At 67.8% G+C, this 21,185-nt stretch carries 18 protein-coding genes and 5 pseudogenes; 10 read left to right on the top strand and 13 right to left on the bottom strand.

What is annotated here, in order from left to right; all coding sequences use genetic code 11:
• Positions 1-108: 108 nt before the first annotated feature.
• Positions 109-693 (top strand): class F sortase, encoded by a 585-nt coding sequence (locus M2157_RS47470; RefSeq protein ID WP_280859644.1) that lies wholly within the window; start codon positions 109-111, stop codon positions 691-693.
• Positions 694-1,458: 765 nt separating this feature from the next.
• The gene (locus M2157_RS47465) at positions 1,459-1,602 is read left to right on the top strand and encodes a hypothetical protein (RefSeq protein WP_280859292.1); all 144 of its coding nucleotides are present in this window, start codon (positions 1,459-1,461) and stop codon (positions 1,600-1,602) included.
• 340 nt (positions 1,603-1,942) lie between these two features.
• On the opposite strand, the gene M2157_RS47460 is transcribed toward M2157_RS47465, so the two are convergent.
• From M2157_RS47460 to M2157_RS47445, 4 genes are all read right to left on the bottom strand, one after another.
• Positions 1,943-2,440, bottom strand: a complete 498-nt coding sequence (locus M2157_RS47460; protein WP_280859293.1) for a lamin tail domain-containing protein — start codon at positions 2,438-2,440, stop codon at positions 1,943-1,945.
• A gap of 705 nt (positions 2,441-3,145) precedes the next feature.
• Positions 3,146-3,814: a class I SAM-dependent methyltransferase gene (locus M2157_RS47455; RefSeq protein WP_280868598.1), complete on the bottom strand. Its 669-nt coding sequence runs from the start codon at positions 3,812-3,814 to the stop codon at positions 3,146-3,148.
• Between the two features lie 592 nt (positions 3,815-4,406).
• Positions 4,407-4,703, bottom strand: coding sequence for a hypothetical protein (locus M2157_RS47450; protein WP_280859295.1), 297 nt, complete (start codon positions 4,701-4,703; stop codon positions 4,407-4,409).
• Positions 4,700-4,897 carry a toxin-antitoxin system HicB family antitoxin gene (locus M2157_RS47445; RefSeq protein ID WP_280859297.1) on the bottom strand — a complete coding sequence of 66 codons (198 nt, stop codon included), beginning with the start codon at positions 4,895-4,897 and terminating at the stop codon, positions 4,700-4,702. The genes M2157_RS47450 and M2157_RS47445 overlap by 4 nt, the downstream gene beginning before the upstream one ends.
• A 443-nt stretch (positions 4,898-5,340) precedes the next feature.
• Here M2157_RS47445 and M2157_RS47440 point away from each other — a divergent pair.
• Positions 5,341-5,746, top strand: a pseudogene (locus M2157_RS47440) (helix-turn-helix transcriptional regulator); the annotation flags it as partial.
• A 20-nt stretch (positions 5,747-5,766) separates the two neighbouring features.
• Here the strand turns inward: M2157_RS47440 and M2157_RS47435 are convergent.
• A pseudogene (locus M2157_RS47435) lies at positions 5,767-5,947 on the bottom strand (transposase); the annotation flags it as partial.
• Between the two features lie 266 nt (positions 5,948-6,213).
• Here M2157_RS47435 and M2157_RS47430 point away from each other — a divergent pair.
• Positions 6,214-7,119 (top strand): hypothetical protein, encoded by a 906-nt coding sequence (locus M2157_RS47430; RefSeq protein ID WP_280859298.1) that lies wholly within the window; start codon positions 6,214-6,216, stop codon positions 7,117-7,119.
• A gap of 27 nt (positions 7,120-7,146) precedes the next feature.
• Here the strand turns inward: M2157_RS47430 and M2157_RS47425 are convergent, their stop codons facing one another.
• From M2157_RS47425 to M2157_RS47415, 3 genes and pseudogenes are all read right to left on the bottom strand, one after another.
• The gene (locus M2157_RS47425) at positions 7,147-7,779 is read right to left on the bottom strand and encodes a hypothetical protein (protein WP_280868597.1); all 633 of its coding nucleotides are present in this window, start codon (positions 7,777-7,779) and stop codon (positions 7,147-7,149) included.
• A gap of 401 nt (positions 7,780-8,180) precedes the next feature.
• A pseudogene (locus M2157_RS47420) lies at positions 8,181-8,859 on the bottom strand (transposase); the annotation flags it as partial.
• A 169-nt stretch (positions 8,860-9,028) separates the two neighbouring features.
• Positions 9,029-9,823 (bottom strand): MerR family transcriptional regulator, encoded by a 795-nt coding sequence (locus M2157_RS47415; RefSeq protein ID WP_280859300.1) that lies wholly within the window; start codon positions 9,821-9,823, stop codon positions 9,029-9,031.
• A 78-nt stretch (positions 9,824-9,901) separates the two neighbouring features.
• Between M2157_RS47415 and M2157_RS47410 the strand changes: the two genes are divergently transcribed.
• The 3 genes and pseudogenes from M2157_RS47410 to M2157_RS47400 all read left to right on the top strand — a co-directional run bounded on the left by M2157_RS47410 (position 9,902) and on the right by M2157_RS47400 (position 12,418).
• Complete coding sequence (locus M2157_RS47410; protein WP_020123128.1) at positions 9,902-10,264, top strand: nuclear transport factor 2 family protein; 363 nt, start codon at positions 9,902-9,904, stop codon at positions 10,262-10,264.
• Between the two features lie 38 nt (positions 10,265-10,302).
• Positions 10,303-11,091 carry an SDR family oxidoreductase gene (locus tag M2157_RS47405; RefSeq protein ID WP_280859645.1) on the top strand — a complete coding sequence of 263 codons (789 nt, stop codon included), beginning with the start codon at positions 10,303-10,305 and terminating at the stop codon, positions 11,089-11,091.
• A gap of 320 nt (positions 11,092-11,411) precedes the next feature.
• Positions 11,412-12,418 (top strand): annotated as a pseudogene (locus M2157_RS47400) (alpha/beta hydrolase).
• A gap of 328 nt (positions 12,419-12,746) precedes the next feature.
• Here the strand turns inward: M2157_RS47400 and M2157_RS47395 are convergent.
• The 3 genes from M2157_RS47395 to M2157_RS47385 all read right to left on the bottom strand — a co-directional run bounded on the left by M2157_RS47395 (position 12,747) and on the right by M2157_RS47385 (position 15,055).
• Positions 12,747-13,571 carry an IS5 family transposase gene (locus M2157_RS47395; RefSeq protein ID WP_280868596.1) on the bottom strand — a complete coding sequence of 275 codons (825 nt, stop codon included), beginning with the start codon at positions 13,569-13,571 and terminating at the stop codon, positions 12,747-12,749.
• Positions 13,572-13,874: 303 nt separating this feature from the next.
• Positions 13,875-14,123, bottom strand: a complete 249-nt coding sequence (locus tag M2157_RS47390) for a hypothetical protein (protein ID WP_280859265.1) — start codon at positions 14,121-14,123, stop codon at positions 13,875-13,877.
• A 138-nt stretch (positions 14,124-14,261) separates the two neighbouring features.
• A protein-coding gene (locus M2157_RS47385) for an IS5 family transposase (RefSeq protein WP_280868595.1) occupies positions 14,262-15,055 on the bottom strand; the annotation gives its coding sequence in 2 pieces (ribosomal slippage) (positions 14,262-14,735 and positions 14,738-15,055; 792 coding nt in all).
• A 153-nt stretch (positions 15,056-15,208) separates the two neighbouring features.
• Here M2157_RS47385 and M2157_RS47380 point away from each other — a divergent pair.
• From M2157_RS47380 to M2157_RS47370, 3 genes and pseudogenes are all read left to right on the top strand, one after another.
• Positions 15,209-15,346: pseudogene (locus M2157_RS47380) on the top strand (IS5/IS1182 family transposase); the annotation flags it as partial.
• 114 nt (positions 15,347-15,460) lie between these two features.
• Entirely contained in the window at positions 15,461-16,153 is a 693-nt protein-coding gene (locus M2157_RS47375) for a response regulator transcription factor (protein WP_280868594.1), read from the top strand.
• Positions 16,150-17,601, top strand: a complete 1,452-nt coding sequence (locus tag M2157_RS47370) for a HAMP domain-containing sensor histidine kinase (RefSeq protein WP_280868593.1) — start codon at positions 16,150-16,152, stop codon at positions 17,599-17,601. Before M2157_RS47375 ends, M2157_RS47370 begins: the two co-directional genes overlap by 4 nt.
• Before the next feature lie 446 nt (positions 17,602-18,047).
• On the opposite strand, the gene M2157_RS47365 is transcribed toward M2157_RS47370, so the two are convergent.
• Positions 18,048-18,620, bottom strand: a complete 573-nt coding sequence (locus M2157_RS47365) for a dihydrofolate reductase family protein (protein WP_280868592.1) — start codon at positions 18,618-18,620, stop codon at positions 18,048-18,050.
• Positions 18,621-19,018: 398 nt separating this feature from the next.
• On the bottom strand, positions 19,019-21,169 hold the full coding sequence (locus tag M2157_RS47360; RefSeq protein WP_280868591.1) for an MMPL family transporter: 2,151 nt from the start codon (positions 21,167-21,169) through the stop codon (positions 19,019-19,021).
• Between the last annotated feature and the right edge of the window lie 16 nt (positions 21,170-21,185).

Here is a 21,185-nt window from a genome sequence, read left to right as displayed (position 1 = left end):
CAAAGCAAAGGCGCTAGAACGATGGCACCCGGCGATGAGCCCGTCGATCCTTCCCCCCTGTTCACCCCCTCCACCAAGTTCCTCGTCTGCGCCCTGCTGACGGGCTTGATGCTGATGATCACGGCACTCCGGGGCGGACAGCCTCCGCAGCCTTCGACCACGCAGTCCTTCTCCCCCTCCCTGCGGCCCGGTCCCAGCAACACCGCCTCGGCCCACCACCCCTCAGTGTCGGCGCTGCCTCGCTCTGATCCGGTCCGGCTGTGGGTCCCCGCCATCGGCGTGAATGCCCCCCTGACGGAACTGACCCTCGACGAGACAGGAGCACTGCGCCCACCACCGGCAGATATGCCGGCCTTTGCCGGGTGGTACGGCGATGGCACAACTCCCGGCTCAGAGGGGACAGCCATCACTACGGGACATGTCGACACACACGAAGGACCCGGGGTTTTCTACCGGCTCGGGGAGCTGGCCAAGGGCGACACCATCGAGATCACCCGGGCAGACCGGCAAACAGCAGTCTTCACGGTCGACGCCGTCGAGGTCTACGACAAGGAGGCATTTCCGGACGAGAAGGTCTACGGCAGTTCCCCGAGGCCTGAATTGCGCGTGATCACCTGTGGGGGTGAATACGCCGAAGAAACTGGCTACCGAGGCAATGTCGTGGTATTCGCGACGCTGACCGCGGTGACGTGACCACACCGAACCAGCCTGTTCGTTATGCCCCGCGCCAGACAGCGGACGTGCTGGGCACAGCATCCACCCGTGTAAGGGCATACAGATCTGCAGCTCGCCCTTTGGTGAGGGTTTCCTGGGATGCGTGTGGCCCGAACAGCCATACGACAAGGCCTGCAGCGGGTGCAGGTCTGACCACGGCCGCCAGGACCTCGACCACAACAGGGTGTGCTTCTCCGTTCGGCGGCGCACGGCTGGCTTTGGACCATGCCGCCTTACAGACTCGTCGTACGGGCTGATCCGGTCTTCCCACGTCGCCACTTGGGCCGGAAGCTCCGGAGTGCCGCCGCCGCTGACGAAGAATGGGCGGCGGCACGACCTGGGCACGGTGCGGGGGCCTACTTCATGATCGTGGCCAGCATGGCGGTGACGACCAGGCTCCAAGCCAGCAGTGCTATGCCCGTGTGCAGCCATGTGCCCTTCGATGCACCACACCAGCCTCGTCCCTGCGAGCTGCTTTCCCGGCAGACGCAGTGCTCCTGTGACAGGGGCGGCGAGCCCGACCAGTAGTCACCCAGCAGGCGGGGTCGTCTCAGCTGCGGATCTTCCTCCATGTCTTGTGAACGAGGGCTCTGCGGCATTGGGCACGGCCCGTTGCGTTGCGCACCGCCCGCCACTGTCCCGCTGGCGGTCAGCGTGGGGGCCAAAGTGCGGTATCAGCCATTCGGCCGCATCCTGAAGTCCGGTCACTTCCTCAGCCGCAGGCCCACAGCCAAGGGAGGTCCTGTGATCGTGCTCGCGCTCGCACTGCCCCTGATAATGCTGGCCGCCCTCTTCGCCCTGGACGCCTTCGAGGACTGGCTCTTTCCCCCCTCCGAGCCTGCCGGGAACGCACCCCCTGCGGACGCCACGCACGACCTCGCACCCTGACAACGGATCCAGGGCAGCACACCAGTCGGTGGCTGTGCCGCATCAGGCGGCGGCGCAGTCCCCCGAGCTGTCCCTCATCCCGCAGCCGGATCGCAAAACTGCCCTACGGGGACGCGGCCCGCGCCGTCGCCGCCGGGCGCTCCCCCGCGGTCGCTTCGGCTGCATCGACATCCGTACACATCCCACACGACAACGTCGGCCTTCACGACCACCACCAGGTCTCGAAGGCCGACGTCACGTTGGGCCCCTGATCAACCAACCAGCATCCGGGCGAACCATCCGGGGCCACATCCCCTCACACCCGTGCCATCACCTCATGCCGCAAGTGCGGGAAGACGGGTCAGTGGTGGCGGTCACCACCGTGGCGGTGGCCACCGCCGTGGTGGCGACCGCCGTGGCGGCCCCAGGATTCGTCGTCGATGAAGCGGTCGTGGTCGTTGCGCAGGGTGGCGGTGTCGGAGTGGTTGTCCCACACGTAGTTGCGGCGGTCCATGTAGAGGTCGCTGTCGGTGTCGTGGCCCCGGCCGGTGTGGACGCGGACCGTGGCGCGGCCCTCGAGGCGGTAGTGGTCGAAGGTGTAGGTGTCGCCGTCCTCGTTCTTCAGAGTCCAGCCGTCGAGGTTGACGGTGCGCCGCGAGGTGTTGGTGAGCTCCACCCACTCCTTGTTCAGCGAGCGCCGCGAGCGGTCCTCACGGCCGGGTGAGTCGTACTGGACCGCGCTGATCTCCACCTTCGTCCGGTCGGGCCGGGCGTGGTCGGCCGCCGACGCCGGCAGCGCCACCGCCCCGACGATCGCGGCGGCCGCCAACGCGGCGGCGGACAGACGACGGGCAGTCACCGTGGAAGAAGACACAAAGCCCCCAGGGCTGTACGAGCACCCGCCCTGTTCCCGGCCCCTGACAGGGCGGCGGAACGGGCTGGTGCGGTGTGCGGGTGGCGGCCGGTCGGCCGCACACCCACACCATGACCGCCCTGTGCAGGTTGTGAACGCGATATGCGCCCTCCGTTACTCTTCGTCCATATTGCTGTGACTCTTGGATGCATCGTCCATTTATACGGCGTACGCACCAAGTTGACGCCACGCCAGATCACCGACCCGTATACGCCTTGGCCCCCGCCTTCGACCGACGGAATACGCCACCCCAGCCCTCGTCGTCCCGTCACCCGAAAGTGCGTAACAGGCCCGCGCGTCCTGGCGTGCGCCAACTCCGACCGCGCACGGCGGGCCTCCCCGAGGAGCCGCTTTTCGAAGGAGCACCTCCTCTGCAAAGCTGTTGAGTGGTTGCAGCCACCGGCACCGCTCCCGCGTGCCGATGCCGGCCCGACCAGCGAGGTACGCACGGTGGTCCCGGCTGAATTCCCGGCCTTCACCAGCCCGCACAACCGCGCACCGCCCACACGCGGCGCGGCGCGATATGTCGTGCCCGATGCAGCGCACTCCCCGCACGGTGGTGCGCACCGTCACCCAGGAGTGCGCACCGCACCGCGCGCGAGGACGCGGACGGTAGCGGTCGCGGTCCAGACATCCCTCGTGGCTAGGAAGTCATGCTGCGCCGTCGGTCGTCGACTTCTGGGCCATGAAACTGGCGATCTTCCACTTCAGCGCTTCATCGGGCTCCTGGACCAGTTGAGCAGTGATGGTGAACCCGGCCCGCTTCAGCAGCTCCGCGAGCTGATATGCGGGCAGTCGATAGGACTCGTAGGACACGGGATGGTCGCCGTAGGCGTGTGTCGGACGGCGGTGCTCACCGGCGCCAACGTGGCCTACGAGGAGAAGATGTCCACCGAGTGCCAGGGTGCGGTGGAACTCGGCGAACACGGCCGGCAGCAGCTCGGGAGGCGTGTGGTGGATGGAGTAGTAGGCAAGGATGCCGCCCAGCGTGTCGTCCTCGATCTCCAGCGCGGTCATGGAGCCCACGGAGAAACGCAGGTCCGGGTAGGCGCTTCGAGCCAGTTCGATCATCCTCGGCGACACGTCGATGCCGACCGGAGACACCCCGAGTCCGGCCAGGTGTGACGTCACCTTTCCGGGTCCGCAGCCCAGGTCTGCGACCGGTCCTAGGTCAGATGCCCGCACCAGTTCGGCGAACGCGGTCAGCATCGAGCGGGACAACGGGTCCAGCTCAGACGGGTTCTTGACGAGGGCGGCGTAGTCGTCGGCGACGGTGTCGCATGACTCCCGGACCGCGGCGAGATAGAAAGGCTCAGTCACCCGGCGAATCTAGACGGGTGCACTGACAAGCCAGACAGTAGACCCCCATGCCCCTGAGCCTGGTGGTCGGCCGGTGTGCTGTCCGGATCGCTGGCGGCGGCCTCCCACCGTCGCCACCCTCGGCGGCGAAACCGAGACGAATGCCGCCTGGACTCTCGTTCGACGTACGGGTGTTGGGGCCGTCGGCTGGCTGGGCACGGTGGACCCATGGGAAGCATTGACGAACGGCAACAGGCCCGGGCGCTGGCCGCGCAGGCCCGCGACGCGGCATGGGCGGCGGACGACGCTGCCTGCCAGCAGGTCCTACGCGCGATCAGCGGCGCCAGATGGGGCCGGCCGCCCACCGGCTTGACCTTGATCAGACTGCATGCGCCCTGGCAGGACACTCCCTCCTCGGAACGGCCAGCCTGGAGGGAGCGCGCCGCGCACCTCGCCCCTCTTCCCCCCACAGGTCATCGCCCGCGATCCAGGGCCACTCTCCCATGCTCCACCACGGACGACTCCTGGGTCTGGGGCGCATGATCGTGTTGCGAGTTCTATGCACGGCTGCGGCGCTCTGGGCCGCAGCCTCTCTCTTCTCTGGTGGGGGCGGCTACAGGTCCAGGGCGGCGCGCAGCGCCTGGTCGACGCGGGCCATCGCGGTGGGGTCGACTTCACCGAGGAGTTTCGCGCCGTCGAAGCGGGTCACCCGCAGCTGCTGGAGGTTGACGGCGACCGCGGTGCACGGGATCGGGTCTCCGATCACGACCGACATGGCCGTATCGGGGTAGCGGCCGGAGGGATGCAGCACGATCGTGACCACCGCACCGTAGGCCTCTTCCAAGCCGGTCAGGGAGACGATCAGGACATTGCGTCCATCGCCGAGGGTCCAGATCTCTCCACGTCTCACAGAGTGTCTCCCTCGCCCGCCAAGTCGTCGCCGAGACCCAGCGCGGCGAGCTGGTGCGCGGCGTCGAGGGTGGCGGCACGGCGAGCGGCGCGCACGACGTACTGGTTCACGCTCAGGCCGGCCTCCGAGGCAGCCGCCTTGATGGAGGGAGCCAGCTCATCGGGGATCCGCAGGGTCATCGTGGTGACAGGCATGACCTCAGACTAGCCACCATTTCGCGGTGGCGTAAGTCAGTAGCATCAACCGGTATCTCCTGGCTGGCGGTAGCGGTCGGCTCCGCTTGGCCGGCATCACCGGCTCGGGGCAGTGCCCCTCCACCTCGTGGGCTTCCAGCTCGAGAAGGTGGCTGTCGGCGTCATTGCCGCCTGCAGCGCAGTGGCGCTCGCGCTGTCGCCGATAGCTGCGGGGGGCAGGGGTGCCGTCGAGGATGTAGTCACGAACCCGCCGTCCCGCAGTAGCGCCCCGGCAGTTCACGGCGGCCCGCCAGTGGACGCAACTGGGGGGCCGTTTCGGCCTGTTGGGTGGACCAGAGACTGCAGGTCCGTGCCTACGCTGCTCCGAGTGCCATGACGTGGGAGGCCGCCGCCCGGCCGTCCACACGGCTCAGAAAGAGCTGTTCGCGTCCGTCGACGCTCTGTTGAATGAGGAGCCGCACCTGCCGCCTCCGGCGGAGCGGGCCCGGCTGCGTCTGGCTGCCGGCATCACCCAGTCCCGCCTCGCTACCGCATTGAAGACGACGACCCAGTCGGTGAAGAACTGGGAGAACGGCCGGAGCGAGCCGAAGTCGCCGCGCCTTGATGCCCACCAGGGGCTACTCAACGGGTGGGCGGCGAAGTATCCGGCCCCCGGTGCCGTCTCGGCTGCCGCGCCGGTGCCGACGGCGGTCGCCGCACCGGGCGCGTCCGAGCTGGAGACGACAGACGCCCCGCAGCCTGTCGAAGTTCCAGGTGCAGGAGCGGCGCGTCCCGCCACCCCTGGCCGGCGCGGCATCGCGGCGTCCGGGCACTGAAAAGGCTGGGCGGCCGGCGAATCCGCGGTTCCCGCAAATGCGGGCGTTGACCTACGCGATCGCATTGGTGGTGCAGACGATGCGGCGGATCTCGGTGTCGAAGCGCAGAAAAGGGGGGTGAGCTCCCCCAGGCGTTCTCCCACAGCTTCACGATCGCCGGATACTTTCGGCCCCACGCATCGGCGAACTCGGCGAACCGGTCCCGGGCGGCTTCTTCGGTGGGGGCCGTGTAAACGGACGATCTTGTCCCAGTCCCCCCTCGGCCTGGGCCCGGCCCACCAGCTCGTCGATCAACTGGTCGTCCACTCTTTCGCCGGAAGAGTCTTCGCAGGCCCGACAGCTCAGAGCTGGCTACGTTCTCACTGGTCATCGGTGCATATTCCATGACCGGGAGTTACACCGAACGTCCTACAGTCCCGTCGCACGGTGCGTGTCATAACCCGTTGTGGTGACGGCTGGCGCTTAGCTTTCAAACGGCCGAATGTTGGAGGTTGACGACTTATGGAGCAGGAGACGGAGCCGGGGAAGAAGTCCTTTTTTGAGAGGGCTGCCTATGTCGTGACCCCAGGCTCGGTCGTGATCGGACTGCTGTACTACTTGGGGAACAGGTATCGGAGTGCCTACTACTCCTACTTCGGCATCCCGATGCGCGACTTGGAGCTCACTCCGCAGGATTACCTGCTCGACAGCCCCACCGCACTGTTCTTTCCCCTGTGGGTCCTGCTTGTCGTGGGCCTCGTGGGGGTGCTGTTCTTCCGCGCGATGGAGCGACGGCTGGCGGAGCAGGCGTCGGACAGGCAAAGGAGGCTGGCAGCCGGCGCGGTTTCCTCTGTGGGTGCCGTACTGCTCCTGATCAGCTTTCCGGTCCTGTTGGAGCCGCTCTGGTGGCAACGTGGAGTGCTGCGGGGGCTCCCCAGCTTCTGGCTTCGCGACTTGCTTCCCCCAGTAGTGGTGGCCGTCGGCATCCTCATGCTGCTGTTCGCGCTGTATCTGCGGCGGGGCCCTGAGTATCGGAGGCAGCGGCACTGGAATGCCGCACAAGGACTGCTGCTGGCAGCGGTTGCGATGATCCTCTTCTTCGCTATGGCCCGCTATGCGTATGGGGCGGGGGTGTCCCGCGCCCAGCACGACGCCGAGAACGGCTACCAGGGAACCACGCGTGTGCTGGTCCATTCGCGCACGCCGATCCACGCCTCGGCCCCGTCCATCACCTGTGAGGACCGTGGCCGGGCGCATCAGCCGTATCAGTTCCGGTGTGCCGGGTTTCGCATTCTTGCCAAGTCGAGAACCCGATATTTTCTGGTGCCGCACAAGCGACCGAGAGATGTCGACGTCGTCCTGGTCCTGCGCGACGACGACAACGTCCGCGTGGAGGTCGTCGGCACATGGCGTGGGGTGGTTCGGTAACCTGTGCCGGCGGCGCCGGCAGTCCTCCTACGGCACCGCGGGGGAGTCCGTTTGGAAGTCCTCTGTGTCATCAGGAGTGTCGTCCGGCTCGTCCGGGGTTTGTGGTGTCTCAGTCGGAGTGATTTCGGTCTCATCATTCTCCGAAGGCGGTTCGGTGGGTGTGGGCGTGGCGGTCTCATCGGGCGACGGGCTCCCGTCCTCGTCAACGGATGTTGCCGACAGGCTCGAGCTGACGGATCCCTGGTCGGTCTCGACCGTCAGGCTTCCCGTTGCCGTTCCTCCATCGTCTGACGATCCGAGCAGTTGGAACGTGCAGGAATCTCCGGGATCGACCGTCTCACCGGTACAGGTGTCATCGGACACCTCGAATCCGCTCGCCGACACGTCGTTTACCGTCATCGGTTCATCCGAGTTATTGCGGATCTCCACTTCCCTGGCCGCGGGCTCACCGACGGCGGTCTGCGGGATATCGATATCCTGCCCCTCTTCCTGCTCGCTTCCCGGGAAGAGCGTGGCGGCTCCTACCGGCTCGGCGTCCAGGGATGTCGCGGCCTCGCGTGAGGAATCACTGCCTCCCCCGCAGCCGCCGACCGCGAGCAGAACAGTAAGCGCAACGACCGTCCCGAGAGTCGATCTGCTCGTCCCGCTCCTATCAGACATAACGGCCTCCGTTACACGCTCGACCAGTCCTTCGGCTGGGAGCCCGCCGCACAGGTGACCACTGCGGGGCCCTTCACCGACGGAGCCGGAGCAGCGGCTGGTTTCTTGAGCCAAGCCGCTGGAATGGAATCGAACACCCCGTGTCTCAGCTTGCTGGGAATCAGAAATACGGGCACAACTATTGAGCCAAACGGGTGAAATTTGGTTTAATCTCGATCTAGCGCGAGGGCCTGGCGACGGAGTCGGTGGACCCTTTTTCACTTTCCGGTGCTGACGGTGGACAGGCCGGCGGCCCGGCTGTCACGTCGGCTGGGCGCCGGGTTCCGCTGCCCGGGCGAGTGATGTTGTCGGCGAGATGGTCAAGAGTTGCTGGTCAGCCGGGGTTGGGCAGGAGTACGAGCCGTCCGGCGCCCGCGCCGGTACTTCTTCGGCAGCTGGGCCACGGCCAGTTGAGCGGCGCTGATGTGGTCGATGGCCGTGTTCGATCCCGCGTTGCCTGGTCTGAGCACGACCGCGACCGGTTCACCCGTGCCGCCCGGGCCGTGGTCGACGAACCCCATCAGCGGGTGGTGGCCGTAGGTTCGCTTCCACGTGGGCGCGGCGTCCTCCTCGTCCGAGTGTGCGATCACCAGCACCCCGTCCAGGTCCACGGTCACCGTCCCGCCCGCATCAGGCGCTTTCCGGTCGGCCAACCGCCAGACACGTCGGCGTACTTCAGCCCGCCCGGCACGAATGGCCCGCAGGGCGTTCTTCCCGGAGACTGCGAGGGTGTCGATGAGGCGGGAGACCGTCGGGTCGGAGGCCACCGGCCCGAACACGGCCGGCTCGGCCCGCAGCATGGCGACATCCGCGAGGGCAGTCCCCGCCCAGCGCGACCGCCAGGGCCACGTCCAGCAGCATCTTGCCCGGATCGTGCACGGCAGGAGGCTTCCGCCACGGCGTCAGCGCCGCTGATATCGCGGTGTCCAAGCCGGCCTTGCGTACGGTCTCGACCAGCAGCACGCCCCCGGACTGCGAGACCACCGTCCGGCCGCCGCCCTCGATGCGGACACGCGGGTACGACCCGATACGCTTCTTCACCTGCAGAGTGCTTCTTTCCGTGCAGCCAACAGGACCCTAGACAAGTCCCATCGTTGCAGGTCAGCGCTCTCTGCTTATTTGATCAAGCCTCGGCGCCCCAACCCGTGAAAACGCGAGGCCTTAAGGCGTGCGCCCCGTCGTTCCAAGACTCCGCACCGCACTGACCGCTTCAGGTGACACGAAAGACCGGCCAGCCGATCTCGGTGCGCCACGCAGCGGGATCGCTTGTGTCGCGAGGGCCGACAACGTAGACCTCCCGCACCGGCCCGGCCACCGACATCGCATTCTCCACCACCCAGGTCCCGAGTTCGCCGTACGTGACCTCGATGCCGTCGTGCTCGCCGACATGGGTGGTGACGGCCAGTTCCGCGGCCGGCAGAATCATGGGGTGCACGCGTCCGGTGCGAGGTGGCGCAGCGGTCGGCAGGTAGACGACCGCGTGACCGCGCTCCTGCTCGAAAAGGGCGTTGTCGTAGCTGCCGCCCGGCGGTCCGGTCACGGCGCCGCCGACGGCCGCCTCCAATTCGGCCATCGCGCCTGCGTACCAGGTCGCGACGTCGCGATGCCCGACCACGGCCTCCACCGCCGCGACCGTCCGGGCGGGCTCCGCACGCAGCTCGACGTCGATCGGCGCGGGGTCGGGCCGGAGCAGGCGGCGCAGCGACACGACCGCGGCCCGGGTGCGGTCGAGCACGTCCTCAAGGCGTTGCAGGTGGTCCGCGACCAGGGCCGCCCGGACACCGGGGTCGGGGGTCCGCAGGATCCGCTGCACATCGCTCAGGGGGACGTCGAGCTCCCGGAGCCGGTGGATGACCTGCGCGGTCGGGATTTGGTCGACGCCGTAGTAGCGGTAACCGGTGGTCTCGTCCACCACGGCAGGTTCCAGCAACGCCGCCTCGTGATACCGACGCAGTGTCCGCACGCTCAAGTGGGTCAGCCGCGAGAACTCCCCGATGGTCAGCACCCCCTCATTCTGAACGCTCCCCCTGGGGGAGAGTCCACGGCTTGACCCTCCCGCGCCGTGAGGTCACACGGTGGGCTCATGACACAGCACACCGATCTCCCGTCCGATCTGCTCCCGACCACCGTGCGCGAGTTCTTCGCCGCCCACGTCGTCCGCGACGCCGACACCGCCTCGTCGTTCCTCGCCGAGGATGCGGTGGTCGTCGACCAGGGCGAGACCTTCCGCGGCCGAGAGGAGGCCCACGCGTTCCTGCGGGACGCCGGGTCCGAGTTCGAGTACACGACCGAGCAGATCGGCGCTCGGCGCGTCGATGACGCCCACTGGGTGGTAACCGTGCGGCTCGAGGGCACCTTCCCGGGTGGCGTCGCCGAGCTCGACTACCGGTTCGCGCTGCGGGATGACCTCGTCGCCGAACTCGTCATCGCCAACCACCCGGCCTGACGGAACCCGCGCTACCTCGATCTTCAGTGGAGAGAAGAATGTCGAGTTCAGATCGCGATCGTCTCGACGGTCGCCGGGCGCTGGTCACGGGCGGTTCGAAGGGCTCGGGCAAGGCCGTCGTAGAGAGACTGCGAGAGATGGGTGCCGACGTGTACGCGACGGCGCGCACGATGCCCGACGGGTACGAGCACCCTGACCGATTCATCGAAGCGGACCTGTTGACGACAGAAGGCACCAACGCCGTGGCCGCTCGAATCGCAGAGGCCGGCGGCACACTCGACATCTTGGTGCACGTCGTCGGAGGGGCGTCGACGCCGTCTGGTGGATTCGCGGTCATCACCGATGACCAGTGGCTCACCGAGCTGAACCTCAACCTCCTGGGAGCGGTGCGGCTGGATCGAGCTCTTCTCCCGGCAATGATCGGGTCTGGGTCGGGCGTGGTGCTGCACTTCACCTCGATCCAGCGTGAGCTCCCCCAGCACGACGCGTCCTTGGCTTACGCAGCAGCGAAGGCCGCGCTGCGCACATACAGCAAGGGACTTGCCAATGAGCTCGCGCCGCGCGGCGTACGGGTCAACGCAATCAGCCCCGGCGGAATCGAGACCGAAGCCTACGAAAGATTCGTGGACCGGATCGCCGAGGGCAACGGACTCACCCGTGAAGCAGCCAAGCAGACCATCTACGACTCCCTCGGAGGAGTACCCCTGGGACGATTCGCGAACACCGAGGAAATCGCGGACCTGGTCGGCTTCCTGGTCTCGGACCGCGCCTCGGCAATCGTAGGAGCCGAGTACGTGATCGACGGCGGCACCGTCCCGACCGTCTGAGCCAGGCACCGGCTCCGAGTAGCCACTCGCGAACGGCTCGATCCGACGGCGGAACCCCCTTCTTCTTCACCAGGAGAACTCTCAGACGCTGCTCGGCAGCACCGAGAAGCGCGTCGACGACGCCGTCGTCGCGCTTCCGGCGCTCGCCTGGTCGTCGAGATCGCGCCACGCGGCTCCAGACCGGCTGCGCGTCACCAGTCTGCGTGTGCGCGCGCTCAGGTTGACCCACCAGATGGCGGGCCGCATCCGCCACGTGACATCTATCGATGACCCGTGAGCTGGGGCAAGCAGCACCCAGTTGACTACCGCAGGGAGAACACATGACCACACACATCACAGACCGGTCATCCGCCCAACCGGTCGGACCGCCCCCGCCCTTCGACCCGGAGCTCGCTCCCGTCATCGAGGTCCTGACCAGCCTGCGCTCCCCCGACGCATACCGTTTGGACAACATCGTTGAGATGCGCAAGCCCGTCCCCGGGGTGGAGACCCCGACCGACGAGGTCCTCTCGCGCGGTGGCACCTACAGCGTGCAGGAGTGGGCGGTGCCAGGGCCGGACGGGGAACCGGATATCTCGCTGCTGATCTGCCTCCCGAAGCACGCGGCGACCCCGACCCCGGCGATCTACCCCATCCACGGCGGCGGCATGATCGTCGGAGACAACCGGTTCGGCCTCGTCGAGATGTTGAACCTGGCCGAGCCAATGGGCATGGCCGTGGTTTCGGTCGAGTACCGGCTCCCACCCGAGACACCCCACCCGGGTCCCGTCGAGGATTGCTACGCGGGCCTGGTGTGGGTGTCGGATCACGCCCACGAGCTCAACATCGACCCTGAACGCGTCGTCATCGGCGGTGCGAGCGCCGGCGGCGGCCTCGTGTCACCTTGATGGCACGCGACCGCAACGGCCCGACAATCCTGGCCCAGCTGCTCCTGTCGCCGATGCTTGACGACTGCAACGACTCGCCCTCTGCCCAGCAGATGCGCGGCGTCGGTATCTGGGACAGCTCCTCGAACGAGACCGGATGGAACGCGCTCCTCGGCGACGGCGTTCGCGGAGGACCGGACGTGCCCCCGTACGCTGCACCTTCCCGTGCGGCAGACCTCTCTGGCCTGCCGTCCACGTTCATCCACGTCGGGTCGGCCGAAACGTTCCGGGACGAGGACGTCGCCTACGCAAGCCGCATATGGCAGACGGGCGGCCGCCTCGAGCTGCACGTCTGGCCCGGTGGGTTCCACGGGTTCGACGTCGTGGCCCCTCACGCCGTGATTTCGCAGGACGCCATCGCCACCCGCGTGGCATGGCTGCGCCGTCAGCTCTCGGTCTGACACGCAGCCTCTGCCGGATAATCGGTCCAGGTCCGGATCGGTGAGACGGTCGCGAAGTTGGCCTACGGCTCGGCTCCGGCATTGTGCCAGCGTACGTAGCTGGCGATCGCGGTGTTCTGCTCGGTGTGGCCTCGGTGGTCGGTGCCGTTGGACCTTTCCCGGACTTCACCCTCCCGGGACAGGAATGCCGCAGCGCCGGGTGAGTGGATCTCACCCGGCGCTGCGGCGTGTGTCGCTCAGGAAGTCGCGAGCCAGCCGTCGTCGACCGGCACGATCGCTCCCGAGACATAAGTGAGCGTTTGGTTCTCCGTTGTCTGTTTCGTTTGGCTTAGCTGTCGCGCCAGTTGGTGGTGGTTTCGTGGGCGAGGCGGCGGGTCATGAGGTTGATGGCTGCGATTTGGATCATGGCTGCTGATCGGTGGGGGTGGGTTTCGTAGTCGCGGGCCAGGCGGCGGTGGTGCATGAGCCAGCCGAGGGTGCGTTCGATGGCCCAGCGGTGGGGCTGGACGTGGAAGCCGCGGGTGGTGGGGTCGCGTTGGACGATTTCGAGGTCGATGCCGAGGTGGGCGGCTTCTTCGACGGCTTTGGTCTTGTAGCCGTTGTCGGCCCAGGCTTTGGTGATGGTGGGGTGGCGCTCGCGGACGTTGGTCAGGAGCTGGGTGCCGGCGGCGGAGTCGTGGACGCTGGCGGCGGTGACGGCGACGGCCAGCAGGAGTCCGAGCGTGTCGGTGGCGATGTGCCGCTTGCGTCCGATGATTTTCTTGGCGGGGTCGATGCCTTGGCTGGTCAGGTGGACGGTGGCGGAGGTTTTGATGCTCTGGCTGTCGATCAGGCAGGCGCTGGGCTCGCTGGTGCGGCCTTCGGCCTGGCGGACTTTGCCGCGTAATAGCCCGGTGAGCTGGTCGAAGATGCCGTCAGCTTCCCAGTGGGCGAAGTACCCGTAGACGGTCTGGTGGGGCGGGAAGTCGTGGGGCAGGTAGCGCCAGGGGATGCCGGTGCGGTCGACGTAGAGGATGGCGTTCATCAGGGCGCGCAGGTCGTGGGTGGGTTTGCGGATGCCGTTGCGGGCCTGGCGCCAGGCTTCGAGGGTGGGGCGGATGAGTTCCCAGCGGGCGTCGGACAGGTCGCTGGGGTAGGGCCGCGGGGGCTGCATGATGCCTGGGTATGCGGTGGCCGTCGGTCTGAGCAGGGCGTGTGCGGGGGTGCTGGGTGCACCGGGGCGTGCATTCTCAACTCGGTACGAACCGGTAGGTTCCTGAATGAGACAGGAGCTCTTACCAGGAAACCGGCGCATTACCGTTCTGCTGATTGCCGCAGAAGCGGCGTTTCCGGCGAATCACTTCGTTGGGCGCTCGGCCTGGCTCCCGAAATTCGCCATGAACCATTCAATACCAGAACCAAACGCTCACTTAGAGCTCGTAACACGATCTTGGGCTAGCAGATGGTTCAGCAGACGTCAGGGGATTGCCCGAGGCAGTTCGTTCTCTTGTGCGGGCGAATCCGGCAGCCGCTGAGATGCCAGTGACGATGGACGAGCCGTCAAGCGCAGCTCACCCCAAGGCATGAAGTCGAGCGCGACGGCATCGAGCATGCTCCCGATCGGTGGGAAGTCCTCTGGGCGTGGGTGTTCCAGGCTGTCGGTGAGGTTCACGAAGTCGATGAAGGCCGGAACAGCGGATGCTGGAGCGACCACCTCGACTTCCACGCCGAATCGTCCTCGATGCCCTGTCACTCGGCAGTGGACTATCTCAAAAGCGCGGAGCCCGCTGTTGAGCCAGAGTTGAGGTGTGTCAGTCACAGCTGATCAGCGTAGGAGGGCTCAGCCTGATCGCGCACGCCGTCATCAGAGTCTTCTCCAGCAGATGAGTCCGCAGGCGAGTGAGACGAGGGCGTCGTGCAGGTCGAGGCGTCGTTCCCAGCGGATTGCGAGGCGCTTGAACTGGTGCAGCAGGGCGAAGGTCTGCTCGACGACGTAGCGGAGCTTGCCCAGGCCCTCGATGTTGGGGCTGCCCTTGCGGCAGATGACCGGCAGGATTCGGCGCTTGCGCAGCTCCCGGCGGTTGGGGTTGCTGTCGTAGCCCTTGTCGCCCAGCAGGGCATCGGGGCGCGCGCGAGGACGCCCCATGCGGCCGGCTACTGGCGGGATGCCGTCGACCAGGGCGAGCATCTGAGTGACGTCATTGACGTTGGCCGCGGTGGTGATGACCGCGAACGGGGTGCCGCGTCCGTCGCAGATCAGGTGGTGCTTACTGCCGGTCTTGCCCCGGTCGACCGGCGACGGTCCGGTCGCCTCGCCCCCTTTTTCGCCTTCACATGGGAGGCGTCCACGCAGGCGCCCGACCAGTCGATCTGGCCGGCCGCGTTCAAATCGGCCAGCAGTATCCGGTGCAGCTTCTCGAAGACGCCGGCCTCGTGCCACCGGCCCAGCCGCCGCCAGCAGGTCTGCCCCGAGCCGAAGCCCAGCTCCAGGGGCAGCTGCTGCCACGTAATTCCGGTGTACAGCACGAACAAGATGCCCTGCAGGCACCGCCGGTCGTCCACCGGACGCGGCCCCGGCGACCGCTCCGGCCACTTCGGCAGCAGCGGCTCGATCACCGCCCACAACGCATCGTCCACGATCCACGGCCTGTTGCTCACACCTTCACGAACAGCCAAATCGACACACCGGACACGCTCGCCAGCGACGAATCACAAGATCGTGTTACGAGCCCTTAGTCGGGTAGCCGGGTCACCTTGCCATGCCCCGGCCCCCTCAGAACCGGACGTGCCAGTCGTCCCGGCATCCGCGGGATCATGCTGCACCGGCGCCCCACCCGAGACTACGAGACCCTGCCCGCCAGTCCCGAGGCCATGATCCACGTCGCATCGACCGCCAACCTCACCAAAGGCATAACGGACGAGTCGACACCCACGTGGCAAGGAACTCACCAGAAGGCAAAGGGCAATTCACCTAGCGCGGCCACCAGGGACACGCTAATCCTGGTCTCAGGTTGATGGGCAACAATGAGCGGCAAAGCATCGACTGAAAGGGGGCGGGCCGGCGTGCGGATCATGATCGCGGATGATGACCCGGCCATCCGTGATTCGCTGGAGCGGGTGCTCCAGGTCGAGGGTTACGACACCAGCACCGTCGCCAACGGTTTCGCCGTCCTCGACGGGGTCGGTGGGGCCGGCGGTGACACGCTGGATCTGCTGCTCCTCGACGTGATGATGCCCCGCCTCGGGGGGTTGGAGACCTGCCGGCGGTTGCGGGCCGCGGGTCGGGATCTGCCGGTGCTGATGCTGACCGCCCGTGACCAGGTCTCCGACCGGGTCGCGGGGCTGGACGCGGGCGCCGACGACTACCTGCCCAAGCCGTTCGCCACCGAGGAGTTGCTGGCCCGGGTGCGGGCCCTGCTGCGCCGGCGCACGCCGACGGACGAGGAGTCGCAGATCCTGTCGTACGCCGACGTCCGGCTCGATCCGGACAGGTTCGAGGCGTGGCGGGGCGGGCGGCCGCTGCACCTGACCCGGACCGAGTTCTCCCTCCTGCAGGTCCTCGTGAGCAACGCGACCCGGGTCTTGACCCGCGACGCGCTGTTCGAGGCGATCTGGGGCTTCGGCATGAGCTCCACCGCCAACAACCTCCAGGTATACGTGAGCTACCTGCGCCGCAAGACGGAGGCCGAGGGTGAGCCGCGATTGATCTACACGCTGCGCGGCCTGGGATACACATTGCGGGAGACTCCTCCATGAGCAGGCCCGCCGGCCGGGAACCGCGCCGGCTGACCCGATGGTGGCGCCGGCGGTCCCTGCGGGCCAGGCTGACGGTGATCGCGGCGACGGCCATCGCGGTCAGCGTGTTCTTGGCCTTCCAGGTGGCCAGCGAGCTACTGGACTGGGAGCTGAAGGACACCGCCGAGAGTCAGCTGCGCGCCGACTCCCGTGTCCTGGCGACGAACGCGGAGCGTGCCGGTCTGGCGCAGGTCCAGCTACCGCCGTATCCCGGATCCGGTCGGCTGGTGCGGGTCATCCTGCCCGACGGCTCGATCCGGACGCCGGCCGGCCAACCCGCGCTGCCCCCGGTCAGCGAGCACGCCAAGCGCGTGGCGCAGGGCGCGTCGGCCGACCTGATGGAGTCGAACGACAGCGACGAGGACGGCTACCTCATCTACACCCTGCGGTCGGGCGACGGCGCGGTCCAGGTGGCCCGCTTCGTCGACGACAGCCCGATCAACCGGTTCGGGTTCGGCATGCTGCTGATCGGGCTGCTCTGCGTGGTCGGCGGCGCCCTTGTCGGGCGGACCGTGGCGCGGACCGGGCTGGCACCGATCGACCGGCTGACCGCCGCCGCGGTACGTGTCGCGCACACCCGGGATCTCGACGCCGACATCCCGGATGAGGGCGGTGGGGAGATCCGGCGACTGATCCAGTCGATCAACGACATGCTCGCCGCGCTCCGGGACTCCCGGCGGGCCCAGCGGCTGCTCGCCGAGGACGCAGCCCACGAGCTCAAGACCCCGCTCACCAGCCTGCGCCTCAACGTCGAGTTGCTGATCCGGCTCGACCGGCGCGGCACGTTGGACAGCGCACTGCCGGCGGAGAGCCGGACCCGGCTGCTCAACGATCTCGGCGCCCAAGTGACCGAGTTGAGCACCCTTGCCGCCGAGCTGACCGACCTGGCGCGCGGTGACGTCAGCGACGAGAGCACCGAAGTGCTCGACCTCGCCGACGTGGTGGCGGCCGCCGCGACCCGGGCGCGTTCCCGCGTGCCCGACGTCGAGGTCGCGGTCGACGTGACCTCCGTGTGGGTGAGCGGGCGTCCTGCTGCGCTCGAGCGGGCGGTGCTCAACCTCATCGACAACGCCGGCAAGTGGTCCCCCGCGGATCAGCCGGTCCAGGTCCGGCTCCGTGCCGAGGGCGCGTCGGCGGTGCTCGAGGTCGACGACGCCGGGCCGGGCATCGACGCCGCCGACGTACCGCGGGTGTTCGACCGGTTCTACCGTGCCGACAGCGCCCGGGCGTTGCCGGGATCCGGTCTGGGGCTGTCGATCGTGCAGCGGGTCGTCGACGCCCACGGCGGCCGGGCCACCGTCGCCCGCTCCGCACGCGGTGGCGCGCTGCTTCGGATCGACCTTCCGGCCGCGGCCCCGCCCGCCCCGATCGCGCGGCTCACCGCCGGGGATGACACCGCGGTGCACTGACCCGCCCCGGCGGCGCGGCGCAGGACCAGGGACGGCGGCCCTCGGGCATGGGGGCGTTGGCTGCGCCCCGCGCGGCCCACCGCCGGGGCAGGCACCGCGATGCGCCGACCCCACCCCCGCCGCAAGGCAGAGGACCAAGGTCGGCGACCGTCAGGCAATGGCCCGCCCGGCCCACCACCGGCCAACCGACGGAATGCGCTGACCTGCTGAAACGCAACCGTCGCCGATGGGAGATCCCGAGTAGAGGTGTGGAGATTCCCGGCGAACCGCCGTACACCGACGTGTGACTGAGCACGCCAGTTGGCCACAGCATCACGGTTGCACGCAAGGCGTAGGAGCTGGATCACGGCATGAGGGTGCATTGCTCGGGCATCAGGACTTGCCCGTGACCGGATGCGACAACGCACCTCGGCCCACCACAACCAAGTAGGTGCTGGTCGACCGGCTCAGCGACAGACGCGGTAGCGGATGTGAGTGGCCTCCGGCGTGTCGATCACCCGGATGATCTCCAACTCGATCTGCGACGGCAAGACGTCGAACAGGCGACGGCCATCACCGAGCAGCACCGGGATCTGATGGATCTGCACCTCATCCAACACCCGGGCCGCAAGCGCCCGTTGCGCCGTGTACGCGCCACGCACCTGCACGTCCTTGTCCCCCGCGGCGGCCTTGGCCTGTGCCATCGCGCTTTCGATCCCGTCGGTCACGTAGGTCACCAACGGATAGCCCCAACGGGCGGCGGGGCCGGGCGGGCGGTGACTGGGCACGAAGATCGGGAGACCACCGTGATCACCGCCCCAGTGATCCATGAGCTCGGCAGTGCGTCGTCCCGCGAGCACCGCACCGGCCGTGTTCCATTCGTCCTGGAATTGCGCGGCCGGCCCGGACGGCGGGCCGGACTCGTCCTCCGGGCCGGCCCACTTGTGCAGTCGTTCGCCATCGTCGCCGCCTAGAAAATCGTTTGGATCGGCGATGTATCCGTCGAGTGACATCGACATGTCGAGCACTGATGCGGACACTTCGACCTCCTGTGGTTTCGATCCAGACTGGTTCAACTGTGCTGTAGACCCGGCATGGCGGCATTACTCATCGGGCATCGCAGCGGCAACAGCTCACGTGAGCCTGCTTGCCTCTTGAGTCGCCATCGTCGTCGTCGAGGCGGGCGAGATCCAGACGGCGGCCCGCGCAAGCGCCGTCAAACACGCGGTGACCGTCCGGCTGATTGACCTGCCCTGTGCATGCCGTCACTCCACGAGCCACATTTCGTCGGTTCCCCCACCGGGGCAGGACACCCCCGATGCGCCGACTCCAACCCGGGCGCACGGCGCAGGACCAAAGGGCGGCGGCCGTCGGGCCCATGAAAGAAATCCGGGACGGGCCTGGGGCTCCGTCCCGGATCTCGTCACTGCCGCCGCGCTCACCGCTGCAGCGCGGGCTCCTCGCCGTCGGCGAGCGACTGTTGACCGCCCGGCAGCTCCGCCGCTGGACGGGACAGCCGGCTCGGCCACCAGATCCGCCGGCCGATCAGCAGGGTGAGGGCGGGCACCAGGACCGACCGCACCAGCAGGGCGTCGAGCAGCACGCCGAAGGCGACCAGGAACCCGACCTCGATCAGCATCACCAGCGGAAGTGTGGCGAGGACGGCGAACGTGGCCGCCAGGACCAGGCCTGCCGAGGTGATGACGCCACCGGTGGCGGAGAGGGCTTTGAGCATGCCCTCTCTGGTGCCGAGACGCACGGTCTCCTCCCGGGCCCGGCTGGCCAGGAAGATGTTGTAGTCGACGCCGAGCGCCACCAGGAACAGGAATGCCAGCAGCGGCACCGAATAGTCGATCCCCTTGAACCCGAGGATCGTGTCGAAGACGAACACGCTGCCGCCGAAGGCTGCGGCGAATGAGACGATCACGGTGGCCATCAGGACCAGCGGGGCCACGATCGCGCGCAGCAGCAGCCCGAGGACGATCAGGACGACGGCGAGCACCAGCGGGATCACCAGCTTCTCGTCGCGCTCGGTGGTCACCTCGGTGTCGAGGTTCTCCGCACTCGGCCCGCCGACGATCGCCTCCGCCCCGCTCACCGCGTGCACGGCGGTGCGCACCCGCTTGATCGTGTCGTACTCCGCGACGGTGTCCGGCGCGTCCTTCGGGAACACCGAGATGTTGGCCCAGCCACCGCTGGTCTGCTCCGGGATGGCCAGGGCCACCCCGCGAGTGTCCTTGACGATGTCGAGCACCCGCTTCTGGTGCGTCGGCCGCGTGAAGACCGTCATCGGCTGGCCGCCGAGCTCCGGGAAGTGCTGGCGGAGAACGGTGAAGCCGGTGACCGATTCCGGCGCGGACAGGAACTGGTCCTGCTCCCGCAGGGCGCCGGTGTTGCCCGCCAGCCCGAGGGCGAGCACGCCGAGTACTCCGAGCGAGCCGAGCGTCGCCACCCACCGGCGGCGGCTGATTGCGGTGCCGAGCCGTCCCCACAGTCCCGGTTTCTCCTCCACGGCCGTGCTGAACCGCGGGATGGCCGGCCAGAAGATCCGCCTGCCGAGCACTACGAGCACCGCCGGGAACAGCGTCAGCATGGCCACCAGCGCGCACAGGATGCCGGCCGCACCGATCGGGCCCAACCCGCTGGTGCTGTTCAGGTCCGCGACGAGCAGGCAGAGCAGGCCGGCGACCACGGTGGCCGCGGACGCGACGATGGCCGGCGCCGCGCCGCGTAGCGCGTGGACCATCGCGGCCCGGACGTTCTCGTGGTGGTGCAGTGCCTCCCGATATCGAGCGATGAGCAACAGCGCGTAGTCCGTGCCGACGCCGAATACCAGGATCGTCAGCAGCGCCGAGTTCTGGTCGTTGACCACGATGCCGAAGCCCTTGACGAGCAGGTAGACGGTCCCCATCGCGGTCAGTGCGGCCGCGCCAACGGCCACCAGCGGGACGATCCACAACACCGGGCTCCGGTAGGTGAGGATGAGCAGGAGCGTGACGACGACGATGGTGGTGAGGAGGACCTGCACGTCGATGCCGTCGAAGACGGCGTCCATGTCGCCGTCGATCGCGCCCGGGCCGGTCACGTCGAGTTCCAGGCCGGAGGGGCGGTCCTTCGCGGCGTCACGCAGCGGGCCGACGATTTCCTCCGGTGCGCCGTAGGTCGTGCTCACATCGAGGGTGAACATCATCGCCTTGCGGTCGGTGGAGGGGCTCGTCGGTGAGCCCTCGTCGTCCTCGTCGGCCGCCGCCTTCGCCTTCGGCGGGTACTGCTTGGCAAGGGTGTTGTAGTGGCGCTTGACCGTCGCGCGGTCGGCGTCGGTCATGCCGCCGGCGCGGTGGTACACGAAGACGAACGTGTTGTTGTCCCCGCCGGGGAGACTGTCCTCCAGCACCGCCACCTTGGTGGACTCGGCACTGGCCGGCAGGGTGTCCACGGCGCTGTCGGTGGTGACCGAGCTCAGCTTTCCGCTCAGCGGCACCATGCCCGCCGCCAGCACCAGCCACAAGCCAATCACTAACCACGGCACCCACCGGCCTGCCAACCGACCGGCCGGCGCTTCACCGGCCGGCGCTGTGTTGACTGCCATCACTAGCCTCCTACAT

Source organism: Streptomyces sp. SAI-127 (assembly GCF_029894425.1).
Taxonomy (GTDB): domain Bacteria; phylum Actinomycetota; class Actinomycetes; order Streptomycetales; family Streptomycetaceae; genus Streptomyces.
This window is presented reverse-complemented; position numbering and strand designations above follow the sequence as displayed.

Bases quoted from the DNA above. Each gene is read 5' to 3' on its own strand.
- M2157_RS47470 (WP_280859644.1), top strand. From the start codon at position 109: ATGCTGATGATCACGGCACTCCGGGGCGGACAGCCTCCGCAGCCTTCG.
- M2157_RS47445 (WP_280859297.1), bottom strand. From the start codon at position 4,897: ATGCCTGTCACCACGATGACCCTGCGGATCCCCGATGAGCTGGCTCCC.
- M2157_RS47430 (WP_280859298.1), top strand. From the start codon at position 6,214: ATGGAGCAGGAGACGGAGCCGGGGAAGAAGTCCTTTTTTGAGAGGGCT.
- M2157_RS47425 (WP_280868597.1), bottom strand. From the start codon at position 7,779: ATGTCTGATAGGAGCGGGACGAGCAGATCGACTCTCGGGACGGTCGTT.
- M2157_RS47410 (WP_020123128.1), top strand. From the start codon at position 9,902: ATGACACAGCACACCGATCTCCCGTCCGATCTGCTCCCGACCACCGTG.
- M2157_RS47405 (WP_280859645.1), top strand. From the start codon at position 10,303: ATGTCGAGTTCAGATCGCGATCGTCTCGACGGTCGCCGGGCGCTGGTC.
- M2157_RS47395 (WP_280868596.1), bottom strand. From the start codon at position 13,571: ATGCAGCCCCCGCGGCCCTACCCCAGCGACCTGTCCGACGCCCGCTGG.
- M2157_RS47370 (WP_280868593.1), top strand. From the start codon at position 16,150: ATGAGCAGGCCCGCCGGCCGGGAACCGCGCCGGCTGACCCGATGGTGG.
- M2157_RS47360 (WP_280868591.1), bottom strand. From the start codon at position 21,169: ATGGCAGTCAACACAGCGCCGGCCGGTGAAGCGCCGGCCGGTCGGTTG.